This is a genomic window from Catenuloplanes atrovinosus (genome assembly GCF_031458235.1).
GTDB classification, from domain to species: Bacteria; Actinomycetota; Actinomycetes; order Mycobacteriales; family Micromonosporaceae; genus Catenuloplanes; species Catenuloplanes atrovinosus.
This window is the reverse complement of the sequence record NZ_JAVDYB010000001.1, coordinates 7,765,093-7,783,295: the sequence shown is the minus strand read 5'-3', so window position 1 is coordinate 7,783,295 and position 18,203 is coordinate 7,765,093. Positions and strand designations below refer to the sequence as shown.

Genomic DNA, 18,203 nt, shown 5'->3' with positions numbered 1-18,203 from the left:
GCCTTCCAGTCGTTTCCGTCATTTGCCCGAACCGGGTCCGCCGCCGCGCAGGCTGGTGCCCCGGCCCCAGCCCCAGTAGTTGCCGACGTGGCTGTGGTGCCGGCGATACGCCGAGTCCACCTTCTCCACCAGGATCAGCGAGCCGACCGCGGCGGGCAGGATGACGATCGCGTCGTCCGCGTACCGCAGGTAGACGCCGCTCGCGTCGACCACCTGGTCCGCGGGCTCCCAGGCGCCGGTGATCTGGGACGCCACCTCGGTCGGCACCCGGTTCGAGGTGTACGCCATCGCCTCGTCGCCGATGTCGTCGCCGGTCGAACGCTGGAACTTGTCGGCGACGTATCCACGCGCCGAGAAGTTGCCGTAGACCGCCGCCGCGCCGGCCACCAGCACGCCGACCAGCGCCAGCGCGATTCCCAGGATGAACCACCTGCGGTGCTTGGTCATACCGCCCCCAGTCGTACGGATGTGGTGGTCTCGACGAGCTCACCGGTCTGCGGATAGGCGTGCCAGGTGCGCCAGCCGACCGCGGCAACGCCGTCCCGGTAGGCCAGCAGCGCGGTGATCGCGTCCGGGCTGCCCGGGAACTGGCCGACCAGCCCGTGCGGGTGCCCGGACAGCTCCGCGCGCAGCCGGCCCACCTCGGCGGTCATCTCCTCCGCCGACAGCCGGCGCACCTCGGCCGCGAACCGGTACCGCTCGTCCGCGACCGCGCCGGGCAGGTCGGGACGGCGGCCCGGCAGGCACGCCACGGTCTCGCTCAGGTCTCCCATCATCACCTGGTGGGAGGCGCCGAGCAGGCGAAGTTGCAGACCGAGCTCGGGCAGGTCGAGCACGTGCAGCGCGGGCGCGGCCGGCAGCCCGAGCGCGAAGCTGAGGTCCGCCGCCGTGGTGTCCGCGTACGGCAGGGTCAGGTCGACGAGCATCTCACCGCGCCTGTGGGTAGATCCGGAACTCGGCACGGACCAGCTGCTCGCCGCGGGCGGCCTCCCACGTGCCGGAGTCGCCGTAGGACTCGAACGACAGCAGCGCGCCGTCCTTGGCCTCGTAGTCGTGGTATCTGACCGTGCCGGTCGCGTCCAGGCCGGTGGTGCCGGTGGAGGTGAAGCGCGCCAGGCCGGACTCGTCGCTGGTGTAGCGCCGCCCGTCCAGCTCGACGGTGGCCGGGCCGGGTGTCACGGTCACGGCCGGCACCTCGCGCCAGAGCACGACCGCAAGGTCCGGGTCCTCCTCCACGGAGAGCCAGGCCTGGCCGCCGGCCGCGTCGTCGATCAGGTGCTCGGTCCAGCTCCAGGAGCCCTCGGTGAGCCGCAGGCTGCCGCGCACGGCCCAACTGGTGCCGCGGATCTCCACGATGTCGCCGGGGGCGAGTGTGCGCGGGTCGCCGCGCAGCGCGTCCTCGTCCCGGGTGTGGAACGGGTCGGTGCCCTTCGGCGCGGGCGCGGGCGCCGGCCTCCGCGACTTGTTCCACGCGATGGCGAGCACCACGACGCCGACGACCACGAGCACGCAGCCGACGCCGACCACGAAGTACGCACTCCCACCGTTCACGCCGGCGCTTCCCCCTCAGCCAGATCACGTGCCGCTGGCCGCCGACGGTAGCAAGCCGTGTCACCCACCGCGACCTGGGCGGAAGCGCCTTGTCGAGATTGCAACGCGAAGGGCCGGGGAAATCCCGGCCCTTCAGACATCGTTTTCCGATCTTTCCGTTATGCGACGCCGACGATCAAACCGTCACCGGCCGGGCTGCGGTCCACCTTCACCGTGTCGCCGTCCAGCACCTCGCCCGCGAGCAGTGCCTTCGCCAGGCGGTCGCCGATCGCGGACTGGACCAGCCGGCGCAGCGGCCGGGCGCCGTAGAGCGGGTCGTACCCGCGCTCGGCCAGCCAGTTCCGCGCCGCGTCCGTGACCTCCAGCCCGAGCCGGCGGTCCGCCAGGCGGCGGCGCAGCGCGTCGAGCTGGATGTCGACGATCGAGGCCAGCTCCACGCCGGTGAGCGCGTGGAACACCACGATGTCGTCCAGCCGGTTGAGGAACTCGGGCTTGAAGTGCCCGCGCACCACGGAGAGCACGGCCTCGCGACGCGCCTCCTCGGGCAGCGTGATGTCCGCGATGATGCTGGAGCCCAGGTTGGACGTGAGGATCAGGATCGCGTTCCGGAAATCGACGGTACGGCCCTGGCCGTCGGTGAGGCGGCCGTCGTCCAGCACCTGGAGCAGCACGTCGAAGACGTCCGGGTGGGCCTTCTCCACCTCGTCGAGCAGGATCACCGAGTACGGCCGGCGGCGCACCGCCTCGGTCAGCTGCCCGCCCTCCTCGTAGCCGACGTACCCGGGCGGCGCGCCGACCAGGCGGGCGACGGAGTGCTTCTCCCCGTACTCGCTCATGTCGATGCGGACCATCGCGCGGTCGTCGTCGAACAGGAAGCCGGCCAGCGCCTTCGCCAGCTCGGTCTTGCCGACGCCGGTCGGGCCGAGGAACAGGAACGATCCGGTCGGCCGGTCCGGGTCGGCGATGCCGGCGCGGGCGCGGCGCACCGCGTCGGCGACCGCGGCCACGGCCTCGGCCTGACCCACCACGCGGGACTGCAGCGACTCCTCCATGCGCAGCAGCTTCGCGGTCTCGCCCTCCATCAGGCGGCCGGACGGGATGCCGGTCCACGCGGCGATCACCTCGGCGATCTCGTCCGCGCCGACCTGCTCCTTGACCATCGGCGGCTCGTCGTTCTGCGGCTCGGAGGCGAGCGCGTCCATCTCCCGCTCCAGCGCGGGGATCTCCTCGTACTGCAGGCGGGACGCGCGCTCCCAATCGGTCTCCCGCTGGGCACGCTCCAGCTCGACGCGCATCTCGTCGATCTTCTTCTTCAGCTCGCCGACCCGGTTGAGGCCGCCGCGCTCGCGCTCCCAGCGCGTGGTGAGCACGGTCAGCTCCTCCTGCCGGTCCGCCAGGTCGCGGCGCAGCCGCTCCAGCCGGTCGCGGGAGGCCGGGTCGGTCTCCTTGGCCAGCGCCAGCTCGTCCATCTTCATCCGGTCGACCGTGCGCTGAAGCTGGTCGATCGCGACCGGGCGTGAGTCGATCTCCATACGCAGCCGGGAGGCGGCCTCGTCGATCAGGTCGATCGCCTTGTCCGGCAGGAACCGGTCGGTGATGTACCGATCGGAGAGGCTCGCGGCCGCGACCAGCGCGCCATCGGTGATCTGCACGCCGTGGTGGGCCTCGTAGCGGCCCTTCAGCCCACGCAGGATGCCGATCGTGTCCTCCACGGTCGGCTCGCCGACGACGACGGGCTGGAAGCGCCGCTCCAGCGCCGGGTCCTTCTCGATGTGCTCGCGGTACTCGTCCAGCGTGGTCGCGCCGACCATGCGCAGCTCGCCGCGGGCCAGCATCGGCTTGAGCATGTTGCCGGCGTCCATCGAGCCCTCGCCCTTGCCGGCGCCGACCACGGTGTGCAGCTCGTCCAGGAACGTGATCACCTGGCCGTTGGAGTTCTTGATCTCCTCCAGTACGGACTTGAGCCGCTCCTCGAACTGACCGCGGTACTGCGCACCGGCGACCATGGCGCCCAGGTCGAGCGAGACCAGCTTCTTGTCGCGCAGCGACTCCGGCACGTCGCCCGCGACGATGCGCTGAGCCAGGCCCTCCACGATCGCGGTCTTGCCCACGCCGGGCTCGCCGATCAGGACCGGGTTGTTCTTGGTACGCCGGGAGAGCACCTGAATCACCCGGCGGATCTCCGAGTCGCGGCCGATGACCGGGTCGATCTTGCCGTCCCGCGCGGACTGGGTCAGGTCGATGCCGTACTTCTCCAGCGCCTGGTAGGTCTGCTCCGGGTCGGCGGTGGTGATCCGCCGGTCACCGCCGCGCACCGCGGGGAACGCCGCGACCAGCGCCTCCTCCGTCGCACCGGACTTGCGCAGCAGCTCGGAGACGGCGCCACCGACCCGGGCCAGGCCGGCCAGCAGGTGCTCGGTGGACGTGTACTCGTCGCCCAGCGGCCGGGCGATCTGCTCGGCGGCGCCGACCGCGTTGGCGAACTCGCGGGCCAGGCTGGGCTCGGCGACGCTGGAGCCGCGCGCGGAGGGCAGGTTCTCCAGGGCGCGGGCGGCGGCGCGGCGCACGTCCGCGGGGTTGGCGCCGACGGCGCGCAGCAGCCCGGTGGCGGTGGACCCGCCGGTGTCGAGCAGCGACAGCAGCAGGTGCCAGGACTCGACCGTCGCATGGCCCCGCTGGCCGGCGTCGGCCACCGCGGCGGTGATGACTTCGCGGCTCTTGGTGGTAAGGCGTTCGGCGTTCATCGGCTCCCCATGATGGCTACCTTCAAGCGTGGTGTACCCGCGTTCTATGACACCACCGGAGTTGAGTCTATTCCACTCAACTCTGGGTTGCCCACGTCACGCCGGACGGAGTTCGATCCGGGTCCACCGCCGGTCCACTCCGAAGCCGACGCCCAGCCAGCCCACGGCGCCCGCCTGGGTGAAGACCGTGCCGTCCTCCAGCAGGTACAGCCCGGAGTCGCTCGGCGGCCACCCGCGCAGCGGCAGGTATCGGCCACCCGCGATCAGCCCGGACCCGGCCGCGCCGCTCACCACCAGCCCACCGGCCACCGGCACCGCGGAGTCGAAGACGTGCGGGTGACCGGCCGCCGCCACCGGCAGCCACCGGCCCGCCACCATCGTCCACAGCAGCGGAAACGCGGCCGGGTCCGACGGGTGGCCGAGCAACCACACGTTCCGCCCGTCCGCGGAGACCCGCAGGCTCAGCGACACCGGCCAGCCGCCCTGCGGCACCACCGGCGTGACCGCCCACGTCTCGCCCCCGTCCACGGAGACGGCCGCCCGCACGCCGCCGGACAGCAGGCACGCCACCCAGACGCGGCCGTCCGCGCCGGTGGCGACCGCGCTCACGAACGGCAGCGGCGGCCGTTCCGGCACCCGTACCGGCAGGCCGTCCCGCCACGACACCAGCCCGCCGCTGTCCTCGGCCTGAAAGAACCCCCTGATCCCTCGGTACGGTGCCAGCGAGCGCTCGACCTCGGTCCAGGTCACGCCGCGATCCGTCGACATCAGCGAGACATCGCGGGCGGACCACCACAGCACCAGCGCGCGCGGCGAGGCGTAGAGCGAGACCCGCCCGGTGGCCGGGTGCGCGAGCCGTCGCCAGGTCGCGCCGCCGTCCACGGTGCCGAACAGCGGGGCCGGGCACTGCTCGCCGCCGCAGCCGTAGAGCGCGTAGCCGACGTCCTGACTGACGAACGCCAACCGCGGCACGGCGCCGGGCGGGACCCCGACGGCCGCACGGCGTACCCGTGACGGGTGATGCTCGTCGTCCGTCACGGATCGGGCGGTCAGGGCCGCGGACAGCACCAGCGCGGCGGCCACCAGCAGTGCGCACAGCCGGCGACTTTTGGACACGATTCACCCTCCCCGCGGTGATCGGCGTGAAACGCTCGGTCACGGGGACGAGTGCCGAGGTGGCGCCGAGGTTCCCGGGCAGGTGATCGGTCCACGGACAGCAGGAAACGGTTGGGTAGCGTGTAAGTCGTGCGAGTAAGGGTCGAACAGACAGCTCTCCCCGGCATAGGTGTGCGCCATGACCTCGTCACGGCGTCCGGCCGCCGGATCGGCGTGGTCTCCCATCGCAGCGGACGGCGCGACCTGGTCCTCTACGACCAGGACGATCCGGACGCCTGCATCGCGTCGCTCCCACTCACCGACGACGAGGCCGAGGCACTGGCCGACCTGCTGGGCGCCTCGCTCATGCTGGGTCAGCTCGCCGGCCTCCGTTCGCAGGCGGCCGGGCTGCTCACCGAGCAGATCTCCATCCCGGCCGGCTCCCCCTGGGCGCACCGCCGGCTCGGGGAGACCCGGGCTCGCACCCGCACCGGCGCGTCGATCGTCGCCGTCCTCCGCAACCGAGAGGTGATCGCCTCCCCCGGGCCCTCGTTCGCCTTCCAGACCGGCGACGTCGTGGTCGTCGTCGGCACCAGGGAAGGGCTCGACGGTGTCGCGGCCATCCTGGCCGAGTCGGACCCGGACGGCTGAGGCGCGTATGCACGACACCTCCATCCTCCTCATAGAACTCGGCACCGTCCTCCTCGCCCTCGGCCTGCTCGGCCGGCTCGGGCGCCGGATCGGCCTGTCACCGATCCCGCTCTACCTGATCGCCGGGCTCGCCTTCGGGCACGGCGGGCTGCTGCCGCTCTCCGCCAGCGAGGAGTTCATCGAGGTCGGCGCCGAGATGGGCGTCATCCTGCTGCTGGTCATGCTCGGCCTGGAGTACTCCGCGGGCGAGTTGGTCGGCAACCTGCGTGCGTCCGCGCCGGCCGGCCTGCTGGACGCGGTGCTCAACGCGGTGCCGGGCGCCGCGTTCGCGCTGTTGATGGGCTGGGACTGGGTGGCCGCGCTGGTGCTCGCCGGCATCACCTGGGTCTCCTCGTCCGGCGTGATCGCCAAGGTGCTCAACGACCTCGGCCGGCTCGGTAACCGCGAGACGCCGGTGGTCCTCTCGGTCCTGGTGATCGAGGACCTGGCGATGGCGCTCTACCTGCCGTTCCTGACCGCGGTGCTGGCCGGCGTGTCACTGGCGGCCGGCGCGAGCTCGCTGGTCATCGCGGTCGCCACCGTGGTGGTGGTGCTGCTGGTGGCGATCCGGTTCGGTCACGCGATCTCCGCGTTCATCTCCGCGGACGACGCGGAGGCGCTGCTGCTCGGCGTCCTCGGCCTGACGCTGCTGGTCTCCGGGCTCGCGGACTGGCTCCAGGTCTCGGCCGCGGTCGGTGCGTTCCTGGTCGGCATCGCGCTCTCCGGCCCGGTCGCTCACCACGCGGTGCAGCTGCTCACGCCGCTGCGCGACCTGTTCGCCGCGGTGTTCTTCGTGTTCTTCGGGCTGTCCACGCACCCGGGCGAGATCCCGCACGTGCTGCTGCCCGCGCTGGCGCTGGCCGTGCTGACCATGAGCACGAAGGTGCTGACCGGCTATCTCGCCGCGAAGCGGGCCGGGATCGCGCTGCCCGGCCGGTTCCGGGCGGGGCTGGCGCTGATGCCGCGCGGCGAGTTCTCCATCGTCATCGCCGGGCTGGCGGTGGCGGCCGGGGTGGAGCCGCAGCTGGCGTCGCTGGCCACCGCGTACGTACTGATCACGGTCGTCACCGGCCCGATGCTGGCCCGGCTGCCGGACACCGAGTGGTTCAAGGCGATGCTGCGCAGGCGGACCGCCGCGGTGGCGGCCCGTGCCGCGCTACAGACCCCGGATCCCCACCTTTAACGCAATTCCCGGAAATGGCACGTCCACCGGGTTCCGATGAACGGTAGCGGCGCGTTACCGTGTCGCCGCAATGAGCAGTGGGGTGTAAGCAGGACTGGAGTCGCAGGGTGAGCGTGCAACAGTCAATGTTCCAGGGTTTCGCGAATCCGGTCGATCCCAGCGCCGCCGAGCTGCGCGCCTGGGCGTACCAGCCGGACTCGGTGCCGCTGGAGTCGATGCCCGCGGACTGGGATCTCCTCGTGTCCGGCGATCGGCTGGTCGGCACGCTCTTCGAGCTGGCCATGGACCGGACCTGCCCGGCCCGCCGGTTCGCGCTGCACTGCCTCTACATCTACGCGGCCGACGGCATCCGGACGAAGTTCCGGGCGCACCCGAAGCGGCGGCTGCGCAAGATGGTGGAGCAGGCGGAGAGCGAGGGTGACGAGCTGATGGCGATCTGGGCGCACAACACCCGGGTGCTGCTGGCCCGGCCGGAGCTGTTCGACTACCACGAGTGGTGCGAGGGCGGCCTCGTCCGGCAGTCACGCCGACTCGGCTGACGCATATGCGGGCCCGGGCGGGGACCCCCCGTGGATCCCCGCCCGGACCGGCGCCGCGAGCCGTCTGTCACAGGCCGTCCGGCCTCGCGACTCGTCGTCGCGCGCCCTCGGTGACCATAACCGCTCGCCGCCCCGCCCGGGCAGGAATCCGACATTTCGTATTTTGTTGCTAGGACTTGGGCTTCTCTCGCGGGCGCCAGACCACCAGCGCGGTCGAGGTCTGGCTGGTCGGCACGAGATCACGGCGCGGGTACGCCGACATGGACTCCAGCTCCGCGATCCGGCGGTACGCCGCGGCCAGTTGCTCCCGCAGCTCCAGCACCTCCTGCTGGAGGTCACCGGCGACCTGCTCGAGCCCGATGATCCGCTTGATGCCCGCCAGGTTGACGCCCTCCTCCTGGCTGAGGCGCTGCACCTCGCGGAGCAGCGCCACGTCGCGGGCGCTGTACCGCCGCCCACCGCCGGCGGCCCGGCCGGCCTGCACCAGACCCAGCCGGTCGTACTGCCGGAGCGTCTGCGGGTGCATGCCGGCCATCTGGGCCGCCACCGAGATGATCAAGACCTTGGCGTCCGAGACTCCCTCGATCGCGATGCGAATGCGCGCGTCCACGGCTCCACCTCCTGCCCCGACACCTACATCATCGCTTCGTCGTTCAGCCGGCCCTGCGTACCCGTGCGTCGAGATGCTCGCGGGACGCGGCCGGCGTGCGGTCGGCGAACGTCCGCAGCGCCTCCCGGGCCTCCTCGGAGACCTCCTTCGGCACCTGCACCTCCAGCGTGACCAGCAGGTCACCGACCTCGCCGTCCCGCTTCGGCACGCCCTTGCCCCGGGCCCGCAGCACCCGGCCGCTCGGCGTGCCCGGCGGCACCCGCAGCGTCACCGCGCCGTCCATCGTGGGTACGCGCAGGTCGGTGCCGAGCACCGCCTCCGCGAACGTGATCGGCACGGTCAGCGTCAGGTTGTCCCCGCTGCGCGCGAACAGCTCGTCCCGCCGCACCTTGACCAGCACGTAGAGGTCGCCGGGCTGCCCGCCGCGCTCGCCGGGCTCACCACGGCCGGACAGACGTATCCGCTGGCCGTCCGCGACGCCGGCGGGGAGCCGGACGTTCAGCGTGCGGGTCTTGGTGACGCCGCCGGTGCCGTGGCACTCCGGGCACTTCTCGTCCACGATGGTGCCGACGCCCTGGCAGTCCTTGCACGGCTCGGAGAAGCTGAACGAGCCCTGGTTGCGCTGCACCAGGCCGGAGCCCCGGCAGGTCGGGCAGGTGCGCGGCTGGGTGCCGGGCTTCGCGCCGTTGCCGTGGCAGACGTCACAGACGCCCGGCGCGCGCAGCGTGAGCGGGAGCGTGGTGCCCCGCACCGCGGCGCCGAAGTCGATGGTCACCTCGGTCTCGACGTCCCGGCCGCGGGCCGGGCCCTGCCGGCCGCCCGCCCCGCCGGAGAATATCGATCCGAAGAGGTCGGAGAAGCCGGCGCCGCCGAATCGGCGGTCACCGGCGCCGGGAGCACCGGTGTTCACGCCGCCGAACAGGTCGGAGACGTCGAACGGAAACGCGCCACCGCCCGGTCCGCCGCCCGCGCGGGCGTTGCGCCGGAACGCGCCGGAGCCGAAGAGCGCGCGCATCTCGTCGTACTCCTTGCGCTTGCGCTCGTCCGACAGGACGTCGTACGCCTCGGAGACCGACTTGAAGCGCTCCTCCGCCTCGCTGTTCCCGGGGTTGTGGTCCGGGTGCAGCTCGCGGGCGAGTTTGCGGTACGCCTTCTTGACGTCGTCCTGGGAGGCGGACTTCGGCACGCCGAGAACGGAGTAGAAGTCCTTTTCCAGCCAGTCCTTGGAACTCACGAATCCACCTCCTTACTGGCCCTGCGACCATTGAAGCCGACCGGTGGCCGGCCTCGACCTTCCGTGCGGGCTCGTCGTCGCCCAGAACCCGGCGAGGTGACCCGCCATCGCGGGTCACCTCGCCGGCTCGAGCTCACTCCGGGTCCGCGACCGCCACGAGCGCGGGCCGCAGCAGCCGGTTGCCGAGCGAGTAGCCACGCCGCATCACGTCGATGCAGGTCGGCTCGGTCACATCGGCGGAGGTGAGGTGCGCCACCGCCTCGTGCCGGTTGGGGTCGAACACGTCGCCCTTCTCGCCGAACGCGGTCAGCCCGAACTTCCCGAGTGCGGCCGTGAGCTGCTCCGCGACGCTGGCGAACGGGCCGACCAGGTCGCCGTGCTCGCGCGCCCGGTCCAGATCGTCCAGCACCGGCAGCAGCGCGGACAACACCGAACCGGTGGCCTGCTCGCTCTGTGCGGCACGGTCGCGCTCGACCCGCTTGCGGTAGTTCGCGTACTCCGCCGTCACGCGCTGGAGGTCGCGGGTGCGGTCCTCCACCTCGGTGCGCAGCGCTTCCAGCTCGGCGGAGAGGGGAGGCGTCGGTGCGGCGTGCTTACCCACCCTCTCCTCCTTCTCCTTCTGCTCGGGTTTCCGCTCGGTCTTCGTCTCCTGGGCGGCCGGCGCCTCCGCGGTGTCCTCGGCGTGCTCCGCGTCCGTCGCGTCCGTGGTGGACGGCTCCGGGTCGAGCACCTCGTCGGGCTCCACGACCTCGCTCTCCTCGGGCTTGCCGGACTTCTTCGCGTCGGGCTTGGCGACGGAAGGATCGATCTTCCGCCGGTCCCTTATGACGACCCGCTCCTTGCCCTCCTCGGAACGCTCGCGATCCGGGGATCCGGCGTCCTCCGCCGGCTTCCGCTCGTCGGTCATGCCTTCACCTCGTCTCGCGTGCGTCCCACGGCGTTCCGTCGGGTCACTTCTTGTTGTCCTCGTCCACGATCTCGGCGTCCACGACGTCGTCCGACGCGTCGCGCGCACCGCCCGGCGCGCCACCGGCCGCACCGGCACCCGCGCCCGGGCCGGCCGCGTCCTCCGCACCGGCCTGCTCGGACTGCTGCTGGTAGAGCAGCGAGCCGGCCTGCTGCGAGACGTTCGCCAGCTTCTCGTGCGCCCGCTTGATCGCCTCGATGTCGGTGCCGCCCAGCGCGCCACGCAGCTCGCTCAGCGCCTCGCCGATCTGGTCCCGGGACTCGCCCGGCAGCTTGTCGCCGCTCTCCGCCAGGAACTTCTCGGTCTGCCACTGGAGCTGCTCGGCCAGGTTGCGGGCCTCGGCGTCCTCGCGGCGGCGCTTGTCCTCGTCCGCGTGGTCCTGCGCCTCGCGCATCATCCGCTCGATGTCGTCCTTCGGCAGCGCGGAGCCGCCGGTGATCGTCATCGACTGCTCCTTGCCGGTGCCCAGGTCCTTCGCGTTGACGTGGACGATGCCGTTCGCGTCGATGTCGAAGGTGACCTCGATCTGCGGCACGTTGCGCGGCGCCGGCGGCAGGCCGGTCAGCTCGAACGTGCCGAGCTTCTTGTTGTACGCCGCGATGTCCCGCTCGCCCTGGAAGACCTGGATCAGCACGGACGGCTGGTTGTCGTCGGCCGTGGTGAAGACCTCGGAGCGCTTGGTCGGGATCGTGGTGTTGCGCTCGATCAGCTTGGTGAAGATGCCGCCCTTGGTCTCGATGCCCAGCGACAGCGGGGTCACGTCGAGCAGCAGGACGTCCTTGACCTCGCCCTTGAGCACGCCGGCCTGGAGCGCGGCACCGACGGCCACGACCTCGTCCGGGTTGACGCCCTTGTTCGGGTCCTTGCCGGTGAGCTGCTTGACCAGGTCGGTCACGGCCGGCATACGCGTCGAGCCGCCGACCAGGATGACGTGGTCCACGTCGGAGATCCGGATGCCGGCGTCCTTGATGGCCTGCTCGAACGGGCCCTTGCAGCGGTCCAGCAGGTCCTGCGTCATCCGCTGGAACTCGGCGCGGCTGAGCGTCATGTCCATGTGCAGCGGGCCCGACGGGCCGGCCGTGATGTACGGCAGGTTGATGCTGGTGGTGGTGGCGGCGGACAGCTCGATCTTCGCCTTCTCCGCGGCCTCCTTGAGGCGCTGGAGGGCCATCTTGTCCTGGCCGAGGTCGATGCCGTGCTCACCGCGGAACGTCTTGACCAGGTGGTCGATGATCCGCTGGTCCCAGTCGTCGCCGCCCAGGTGGTTGTCGCCGGAGGTCGACTTGACCTCGATGACGCCCTCGCCCAGCTCCAGCAGCGAGACGTCGAACGTGCCGCCACCGAGGTCGAAGACCAGGACGGTCTGCTCCTTGGTGCCCTTGTCCAGGCCGTAGGCGAGCGCGGCCGCGGTCGGCTCGTTCACGATCCGCAGGACGTTGAAGCCCGCGATCTCGCCGGCCTCCTTGGTGGCCGTCCGCTGGGCGTCGTTGAAGTACGCCGGGACGGTGATCACCGCGTCCGTGACCTGCTCGCCGAGGTACGCCTCGGCGTCCCGCTTGATCTTCATGAGCACCCGCGCGGAGATCTCCTGCGGGCTGTACTTCTTCCCGTCGATGTCGATCGACCAGGTCGAACCGATCTCGCGCTTGACCGAACGGATCGTCCGGTCCGGGTTGGTCACGGCCTGCCGCTTGGCGACCTCGCCGACCAGCACCTCGCCGTTACGGGCGAAGGCCACGATCGAGGGAGTGGTGCGCGACCCCTCCGCGTTGGCGATCACGGTCGGCTCGCCGCCTTCGAGAACGCTGACGCAGGAGTTCGTCGTGCCCAGGTCGATGCCGACCGCACGTGCCATGTTGCATCCTCACTTCACTTCTCGAACCACGGCGCCGACGGCACCGCGGGCTTCTTCCCACCGCGCCCGCCCCGAGCGCGTCAGCCTAAGTTGAGTGGACCGGACTCAATACTGCCACGATCAGGAAAACCGTCAAGTGCAGAGTTGAGCGCGTCACGCGCAAGTTTATCCGCCGTAACTGAGGGGTACCTCCGAACCCACCGATCGGGCACCCTTATTACTCTGGCCGGGCGCTCGCGGGGAGCGTGACCGTGTCTCCGGGGAGAACTGTGCAGACTCGCGGTGAGCTCACCCCCGCCTCGCTGGCCGAGGCGCTCGACCACCTGCGCTCGGTGGTCGCCGGCACGTCGTACCCGCTGGTCATGCCGTCCGCGGCGGATGCCAGGCAGGCCGGTACGGCGCTCGTCACCCAACTCGACGACTACCTCATCCCCCGGCTCGCCCGGCTGGACGCGCCGCTGCTGGCCGTGGTCGGCGGCTCCACCGGCGCCGGCAAGTCCACGCTGGTCAACAGCCTGGTCGCGGCGAAGGTGAGCGCGGCCGGGGTGCTCCGGCCCACCACCCGCGCGCCGCTGCTGGCCGCGAACCCGGCCGACCTCGAGTGGTTCCGCCGCGGCGAGCTGCTGCCCGGGCTCACCCGCACCGACGAGCCGAGCACCGACCCGAAGAGCCTGCAACTGGTCGGCGTGCCGACGCTCGCCCCCGGGCTCGCGCTGCTGGACGCACCGGACATCGACTCCGTGGTGGACGCGAACCGCGCGCTCGCCGGACAGCTGCTCGCGGCCGCGGACCTCTGGGTCTTCGTCACCACCGCCGCGCGGTACGCGGACGCGGTCCCCTGGGGCCTGCTGCGCACCGCCCGGCAGCGCGGCACCGTGATCGCGATGGTGCTGGACCGGGTCCCACCGGAGGCGGCCGAGGAGGTCGCCGCCCACCTCGCCGAGATGCTCCGGGAGAACGGGCTGGGCGCCGCGCCGCTGTTCATCGTGCCGGAGACCCGGCTGACCGCGGACGGGCTGCTGCCACCGACCGCGCTCGGCGACCTCAGCGCCTGGATCGGCTACCTGGCCGCGGACGCGGAAACCCGGGCCGACGTGGTCCGCCGCACGCTGGACGGCGCGCTGGCCGCGCTCGCGCCCACCACCGCGTCGCTGGCCGAGGCCGCCGAGGAGCAGGTGTCGGCCGCGGAGACGCTGGCCGAGCGGGTGGACAACGCGTACCGCAACGCCAACCGGGCGGTCGCACACGGCGTCGCGGACGGCCGGCTGCTGCGGGGCGAGGTGCTGGCCCGCTGGCAGGAGTTCGTCGGTACGGGAGAGCTGATGCGAACGCTGGAGGCGCAGATCGGCCGGCTCCGGGACCGGGTGGTCGCCACGCTGACCGGCCGGCCCGCGCCCGGGCACGCGCTGCGGTCGGCGATCGAGGGCAACCTGGTCACGCTGATCCGGGGCGCGGCCGACGAGGCCGCCGAGTCCGCGTACACCGGCTGGCAGGCACATCCGGCCGGCGCCGCGCTGCTCTCCCCACCACTCGGCCGGGCCGGGCCCGACCTGCCGGACCGCGCGGAACGGCTGATCCGCGACTGGCAGCGGCACGTGCTGGAGATGGTCCGCGCGGAGGCCGGCGACAAGCGGGCGCTCGCGCGCGGCACCGCGTACGCGGTCAACGCCACCGGCCTGCTGGTGATGGTGGTGGTCTTCGCGTCCACCGCGTTCATCCCCACCGGCGCCGAGGTCGCGGTCGCGGGCGGCACCACGGTCGCGGCCCAGAAGGTGCTGGAGGCGATCTTCGGCGACCAGGCGATCCGCACTCTCGCCGCCAAGGCCCGCGCCGACCTGCTGGACCGCGTCGCCGCGCTGCTGGCCGAGGAGTCCGCGCGGTTCACCACGCTGGTGGAGGCGGTCCCCGACTCCGCCGCCCGGCTGCGCGACGCGGCGCTGCACGTGGAGTCCGCCCGGGCGCGCGCCGCGCTGGTGACGCCGTGAGCGGCGGCCTGGTCGCGCGGATGCGCGACGCGCTGGCGCCGTCCCGCACGCTGGACGCGGACAGCCTGCTGCGCCGGGTGGAGTCGCTGCGCCGGTTTTTGCGCGCGGTCGACGGCCTGCTCCCGCAGGAACGTCTGGCCGGCGCGCACACCGTGGTCGAGCGCGCGGACGCGCGGCTGGCGCTGTCCCGCGAGCACACCGTGGTGGCGCTGGCCGGCAGCACCGGCAGCGGCAAGTCCAGCCTGTTCAACGCGCTGGCCGGCTTCGTGCTGTCGCCGGTGGGCATGCGCCGGCCGACCACCGGCGCCGCGCACGCCTGCGTCTGGGGCTCGCTGGAGGGGGCGAACGCGCTGCTCGACTGGGTCGGCGTGCTGCCGCGGCACCGGTTCGTCCGGGAGAGCCCGCTGGACGGCGACGACCAGAGCTCACTGCGCGGCCTGGTCCTGCTCGACCTGCCGGACTTCGACTCGGTACGCCGCGCGCACGCCACCGAGGTGGACCGGCTGCTCGGGCTGGTCGACCTGATCGTCTGGGTGGTCGACCCACAGAAGTACGCGGACCGGACCGTGCACGAGACGTACCTGCGGAAGCTGCGCACGCACGCCGGCGTGACCGTGGTCGTGCTCAACCAGGCCGACCGGCTGACCGCGGACGAGCAGGGCGCCGTCGTCACCGACCTGCGCCGGTTGCTGGTCGAGGACGGACTGCCGGACGTGCCGGTGGTGGCCACGTCCGCGCTGCACGCGCCCGCGCTGACGCCGCTGCGCGGGCTGCTGGAGCGCACGGTGGCGGAGCGCCAGGCCGCGCTGCTGCGGCTCTCCGCGGACGTGGACGCTACCGCGGACCGGCTCGGCGAACTCGTCGGGCCGGCCGTGGCGGAGGACGTGGTGGACCGTGCCGCGGTGGCCTCGCTGGTCGACGCGTTCGCGGTGATGGCCGGCGTACCCGCGGTGGTGGAGGCGACCGAGCGGGCGTACCGGCACCGCGCGATCGGGATGACCGGCTGGCCGCTGCTGCGCGGCCTGCGCCGGCTGCGCCCGGACCCGCTGCGCCGTCTGCACCTGGACCTGCCCTCCGCCGGCCCGTCCGACGGGCTGCTGGACGGGCTCACCGACCCCGGCCCGGACGACACGGCGATCACCCGGCCGCTGCCGGCCACCTCGGTGCCGGACCCGGACGCCGCGCAGCGCGCCGCGGTCAAGCTCGCGGTCCGGCAGGTCGCGGACCGGGCCGCCGCCGCGCTGCCGGAACCGTGGCGGCCGGGCGTGGTGGACGCGGCCCGCTCCCGCCTGGACGACGTGCCCGACGCGCTGGACACCGCCGTGGCCGGCACCGACCTCGGCATGCGCACGCCGTTCTGGTGGCGGCTCACCGCCTTCACGCAGTGGCTGGTCACGCTGGCCGCCGGCATCGGCCTGGGCTGGCTGATCACCGGGTACGCGATCCGCGCGCTCGGCCTGCCCGCGCTCGACTACCCGGACGTCGGCGTCACGCCGCTGCCCACCGTGCTGTTCCTCGGCGGGCTGCTGGCCGGTGCACTGCTGGCGCTGCTCGCCCGCCCGGTGATCGCGATCGCGGCCCGGCGCGCCCGCAACCGCGCCGACCGGAGGCTCCGCGCCGAGGTCACCACCGTGGCGCGACGGCAGGTGGTGTCGCCGGTGCGGGAGGTCCTGCAGTCGTACGCACGGGCTCGCGAGGCCATGGCTCTCGCCCGCTCCGATCACGCGTAGGCTCGGACCCATGCCCGCACCCCGGACGCCGCACGACGCCGTGCTCGAGGCCGCCCGCGACGTCGTCAAGCTCGACTGCGCCTACGACGCCGAGCTGCTCGGCACCGCGCTGCTGGGCAGCTTCTACGAGCTGGCGGAGGAGGCCCGGGCGGACGCGGTGCGCGCGTTCACCGGCGACTTCCTGGCCGCCACCGCGGACCGGACGGCCCCGGCCGACACGGTGATCCGCCAGGTCTTCGCGGCGCTGGTCCCGGACGCGATCGGCGCGTCCGCGGTGCGGCCCGGCGCGGGCGCGCCCGCCTGGGCGTCGCTGCTCGGCCGCGTCCGGTGCACCGGCACCTGGGCGTACGGGGACGTCTACGGCGACCAGACCACGTACATCGCGGCGTTCGCCTACGACGACGAGGCGCTGGGCGGGCCGGAGCACGCGGTGGTCGCGCTGGTCGACCACAACATCGGCATCGCGAAGGACGTCTTCGTCAGCGGCTCGGCGGAGAAGATCGTCGCGCAGGTCCGGGCGCTGTGCGCCACGGACGAGCTGACCTGGTTCCGCGACGAGGCGCCGGAGCGGCTGCGCGAGCAGGTGGTCCGGCACCTGGCGATCACGGACGAGCTGTCCAGCCTGCCGGCCGCGTCGTCGCTGGCCACGGACCGCGCGCTGGCCGGCGCCCGGCTGGCGCTGCTGCCCGGCGACTCGGTCGCGATGCCCATTCCCGCGCCGATGGCGGACGGCGCCCGCTCCGCGCTGATCGCCGACTTCCTGCGCTCCCCCGAGGCGGAGTCGCAGCAGCTCGACCTGGTCGAGACGGAGGCGGAGCGCTCCTCGCTGCACTTCGGCGTGGGCCTGGTGCTGGACCACGCGGCCACGCTGCCGGACGCCGACCCGCTGCGCTGGAGCCCCGCCGTCGCCGGCTTCTTCCTGCTCGACTGGGTGCACCGCCGCGCGGTCCTCGACGTCGACGACGCCGCGATGCTGCCCCGCGTGGTGCGCGCCTGGGCGGCCTACGCCCACCGCCGCCGCGACCTCCCGGACCCCGCGGTCTCCGCGTCGATCGCCCAGCTGGAGGACCTGATCCCGGAGTTCGTCCGCCTCTACACCACCGGCGAACAACGCAGTCCCGCGACGGCCGCGGTGGCTCAGCTGCTGGCGGAGGGCGTCGACCCTCAGGACCCGGACGCCCTGGAAGCCTGGCTGGAGGCCCGCCGCCAGCCCCCCGCCGAGGACTAGACCCCCGGGGGAAGCCTGCGGCATGCGGGTCTCGGTCCTCTGCTTCCGCCCGGTCCCGCGGGCACTCCGTGCCCGGAATCTCACGATGAGAGCGCCTCGGTGTTGCGCCGACCGGGCGGACTCCGCCGCCGTGCCCCGAAGTTCCTGATCGACCACTCAGGCGAGTGCGGCGGGATACCGGACCGCAGCCCCATCCGCCCTCGAAGCCACCGACACCCGTGCGAGCCGCCGGTTCGGGAGTTGGCCACCGCGGGACCGGCAGGGAGGAGCGCCGGCGACGACCGGTGCCCGCGGGAGCATGCGGACCGCGACCACGCCGGAAGCGGGAAGATCAAAAAGCCCTGCTAGCCACCGTCGCGCAGCCGGTACGGCACCAGGACGACCACCGGCGGGCCGAGCACCACCGGCGCCGGTGACGGCGGCGGCAGGAACGGCACGGCCGGGCCCGGGGGTACGGCGGAGGTGCGGGCGAGCGAGGTCGCGCCCGCGTTGAGGACGGCCAGCACCGGCAAGGAGGCGAGCGTGACCAGCAGCGCGACGATGGCGGCGAAGCGCCGTGGCGAGCCGGTGAGGCCGGGCGCGCGGTGGCGTCCGGGCCGGGTCGGCCGTAAGGGCACCGGCAGCATCCCGTCACTCCCTGCATCACGCTCGGTTCCGCAGTAGTAACGCCGAGTTCGTCAGATGGGCACGATTAGTGCCAAAGATCCGTGTTCGGGATGGCCGTCCGAAACACCGGCGACATTTTGCCCGTGCTGGAGATCTGTAATCCAGCTCACCTTCTTGCGAGGATGG

At 72.7% G+C, this 18,203-nt stretch carries 16 protein-coding genes; 6 read left to right on the top strand and 10 right to left on the bottom strand.

Annotated features, from left to right (window positions below):
• Positions 1-18: 18 nt before the first annotated feature.
• From J2S41_RS34640 to J2S41_RS34620, 5 genes are all read right to left on the bottom strand, one after another.
• The gene (locus J2S41_RS34640; RefSeq protein WP_310374375.1) at positions 19-447 is read right to left on the bottom strand and encodes a DUF4247 domain-containing protein; all 429 of its coding nucleotides are present in this window, start codon (positions 445-447) and stop codon (positions 19-21) included.
• On the bottom strand, positions 444-926 hold the full coding sequence (locus J2S41_RS34635) for a DUF2617 family protein (protein ID WP_310374373.1): 483 nt from the start codon (positions 924-926) through the stop codon (positions 444-446). The genes J2S41_RS34640 and J2S41_RS34635 overlap by 4 nt, the downstream gene beginning before the upstream one ends.
• A 1-nt stretch (position 927) precedes the next feature.
• Positions 928-1,551 carry a DUF4178 domain-containing protein gene (locus J2S41_RS34630; protein ID WP_310374372.1) on the bottom strand — a complete coding sequence of 208 codons (624 nt, stop codon included), beginning with the start codon at positions 1,549-1,551 and terminating at the stop codon, positions 928-930.
• A 158-nt stretch (positions 1,552-1,709) separates the two neighbouring features.
• The gene (clpB, locus tag J2S41_RS34625; protein ID WP_310374371.1) at positions 1,710-4,295 is read right to left on the bottom strand and encodes an ATP-dependent chaperone ClpB; all 2,586 of its coding nucleotides are present in this window, start codon (positions 4,293-4,295) and stop codon (positions 1,710-1,712) included.
• Positions 4,296-4,391: 96 nt separating this feature from the next.
• Positions 4,392-5,411: a beta propeller repeat protein gene (locus tag J2S41_RS34620; RefSeq protein WP_310374370.1), complete on the bottom strand. Its 1,020-nt coding sequence runs from the start codon at positions 5,409-5,411 to the stop codon at positions 4,392-4,394.
• A gap of 129 nt (positions 5,412-5,540) precedes the next feature.
• Here J2S41_RS34620 and J2S41_RS34615 point away from each other — a divergent pair, with 129 nt between their 5' ends.
• The 3 genes from J2S41_RS34615 (at position 5,541) to J2S41_RS34605 (ending at position 7,802) form a co-directional block, all read left to right on the top strand.
• Complete coding sequence (locus tag J2S41_RS34615) at positions 5,541-6,041, top strand: cation:proton antiporter regulatory subunit (protein WP_310374367.1); 501 nt, start codon at positions 5,541-5,543, stop codon at positions 6,039-6,041.
• A gap of 7 nt (positions 6,042-6,048) precedes the next feature.
• The gene (locus J2S41_RS34610) at positions 6,049-7,263 is read left to right on the top strand and encodes a cation:proton antiporter (RefSeq protein ID WP_310374365.1); all 1,215 of its coding nucleotides are present in this window, start codon (positions 6,049-6,051) and stop codon (positions 7,261-7,263) included.
• A 107-nt stretch (positions 7,264-7,370) separates the two neighbouring features.
• Entirely contained in the window at positions 7,371-7,802 is a 432-nt protein-coding gene (locus tag J2S41_RS34605) for a hypothetical protein (RefSeq protein WP_310374364.1), read from the top strand.
• Between the two features lie 169 nt (positions 7,803-7,971).
• Here the strand turns inward: J2S41_RS34605 and J2S41_RS34600 are convergent, their stop codons facing one another.
• From J2S41_RS34600 to dnaK, 4 genes are all read right to left on the bottom strand, one after another.
• The gene (locus J2S41_RS34600; RefSeq protein ID WP_310374363.1) at positions 7,972-8,412 is read right to left on the bottom strand and encodes a heat shock protein transcriptional repressor HspR; all 441 of its coding nucleotides are present in this window, start codon (positions 8,410-8,412) and stop codon (positions 7,972-7,974) included.
• Between the two features lie 43 nt (positions 8,413-8,455).
• The gene (gene dnaJ / locus J2S41_RS34595) at positions 8,456-9,646 is read right to left on the bottom strand and encodes a molecular chaperone DnaJ (protein ID WP_310374361.1); all 1,191 of its coding nucleotides are present in this window, start codon (positions 9,644-9,646) and stop codon (positions 8,456-8,458) included.
• A gap of 133 nt (positions 9,647-9,779) precedes the next feature.
• On the bottom strand, positions 9,780-10,553 hold the full coding sequence (gene grpE, locus J2S41_RS34590) for a nucleotide exchange factor GrpE (protein ID WP_310374359.1): 774 nt from the start codon (positions 10,551-10,553) through the stop codon (positions 9,780-9,782).
• A 43-nt stretch (positions 10,554-10,596) separates the two neighbouring features.
• Entirely contained in the window at positions 10,597-12,468 is a 1,872-nt protein-coding gene (dnaK, locus tag J2S41_RS34585) for a molecular chaperone DnaK (RefSeq protein WP_310374357.1), read from the bottom strand.
• A gap of 362 nt (positions 12,469-12,830) precedes the next feature.
• Here dnaK and J2S41_RS34580 point away from each other — a divergent pair, with 362 nt between their 5' ends.
• Genes J2S41_RS34580 through J2S41_RS34570 form a run of 3 tightly spaced genes read left to right on the top strand, consistent with a single transcriptional unit; the run spans position 12,831 to position 17,411 of the window.
• On the top strand, positions 12,831-14,453 hold the full coding sequence (locus J2S41_RS34580; RefSeq protein ID WP_374728299.1) for a GTPase family protein: 1,623 nt from the start codon (positions 12,831-12,833) through the stop codon (positions 14,451-14,453).
• Positions 14,454-14,473: 20 nt separating this feature from the next.
• On the top strand, positions 14,474-16,183 hold the full coding sequence (locus J2S41_RS34575) for a GTPase (protein ID WP_310376732.1): 1,710 nt from the start codon (positions 14,474-14,476) through the stop codon (positions 16,181-16,183).
• Positions 16,184-16,193: 10 nt separating this feature from the next.
• Positions 16,194-17,411, top strand: a complete 1,218-nt coding sequence (locus J2S41_RS34570) for a hypothetical protein (RefSeq protein ID WP_310374354.1) — start codon at positions 16,194-16,196, stop codon at positions 17,409-17,411.
• A gap of 344 nt (positions 17,412-17,755) precedes the next feature.
• Here J2S41_RS34570 and J2S41_RS34565 read toward each other — a convergent pair whose 3' ends face one another.
• Entirely contained in the window at positions 17,756-18,037 is a 282-nt protein-coding gene (locus J2S41_RS34565) for a hypothetical protein (RefSeq protein WP_310374351.1), read from the bottom strand.
• Positions 18,038-18,203 lie beyond the last annotated feature (166 nt).

Excerpts from the sequence above, each read along its gene's own strand:
- J2S41_RS34640 (WP_310374375.1), bottom strand. The coding sequence starts at position 447 with ATGACCAAGCACCGCAGGTGGTTCATCCTGGGAATCGCGCTGGCGCTG.
- dnaK (WP_310374357.1), bottom strand. The coding sequence starts at position 12,468 with ATGGCACGTGCGGTCGGCATCGACCTGGGCACGACGAACTCCTGCGTC.
- J2S41_RS34610 (WP_310374365.1), top strand. The coding sequence starts at position 6,049 with ATGCACGACACCTCCATCCTCCTCATAGAACTCGGCACCGTCCTCCTC.
- J2S41_RS34570 (WP_310374354.1), top strand. The coding sequence starts at position 16,194 with ATGCCCGCACCCCGGACGCCGCACGACGCCGTGCTCGAGGCCGCCCGC.
- J2S41_RS34580 (WP_374728299.1), top strand. The coding sequence starts at position 12,831 with ATGCCGTCCGCGGCGGATGCCAGGCAGGCCGGTACGGCGCTCGTCACC.
- clpB (WP_310374371.1), bottom strand. The coding sequence starts at position 4,295 with ATGAACGCCGAACGCCTTACCACCAAGAGCCGCGAAGTCATCACCGCC.
- J2S41_RS34635 (WP_310374373.1), bottom strand. The coding sequence starts at position 926 with ATGCTCGTCGACCTGACCCTGCCGTACGCGGACACCACGGCGGCGGAC.
- grpE (WP_310374359.1), bottom strand. The coding sequence starts at position 10,553 with ATGACCGACGAGCGGAAGCCGGCGGAGGACGCCGGATCCCCGGATCGC.
- J2S41_RS34565 (WP_310374351.1), bottom strand. The coding sequence starts at position 18,037 with ATGCTGCCGGTGCCCTTACGGCCGACCCGGCCCGGACGCCACCGCGCG.
- J2S41_RS34575 (WP_310376732.1), top strand. The coding sequence starts at position 14,474 with ATGCGCGACGCGCTGGCGCCGTCCCGCACGCTGGACGCGGACAGCCTG.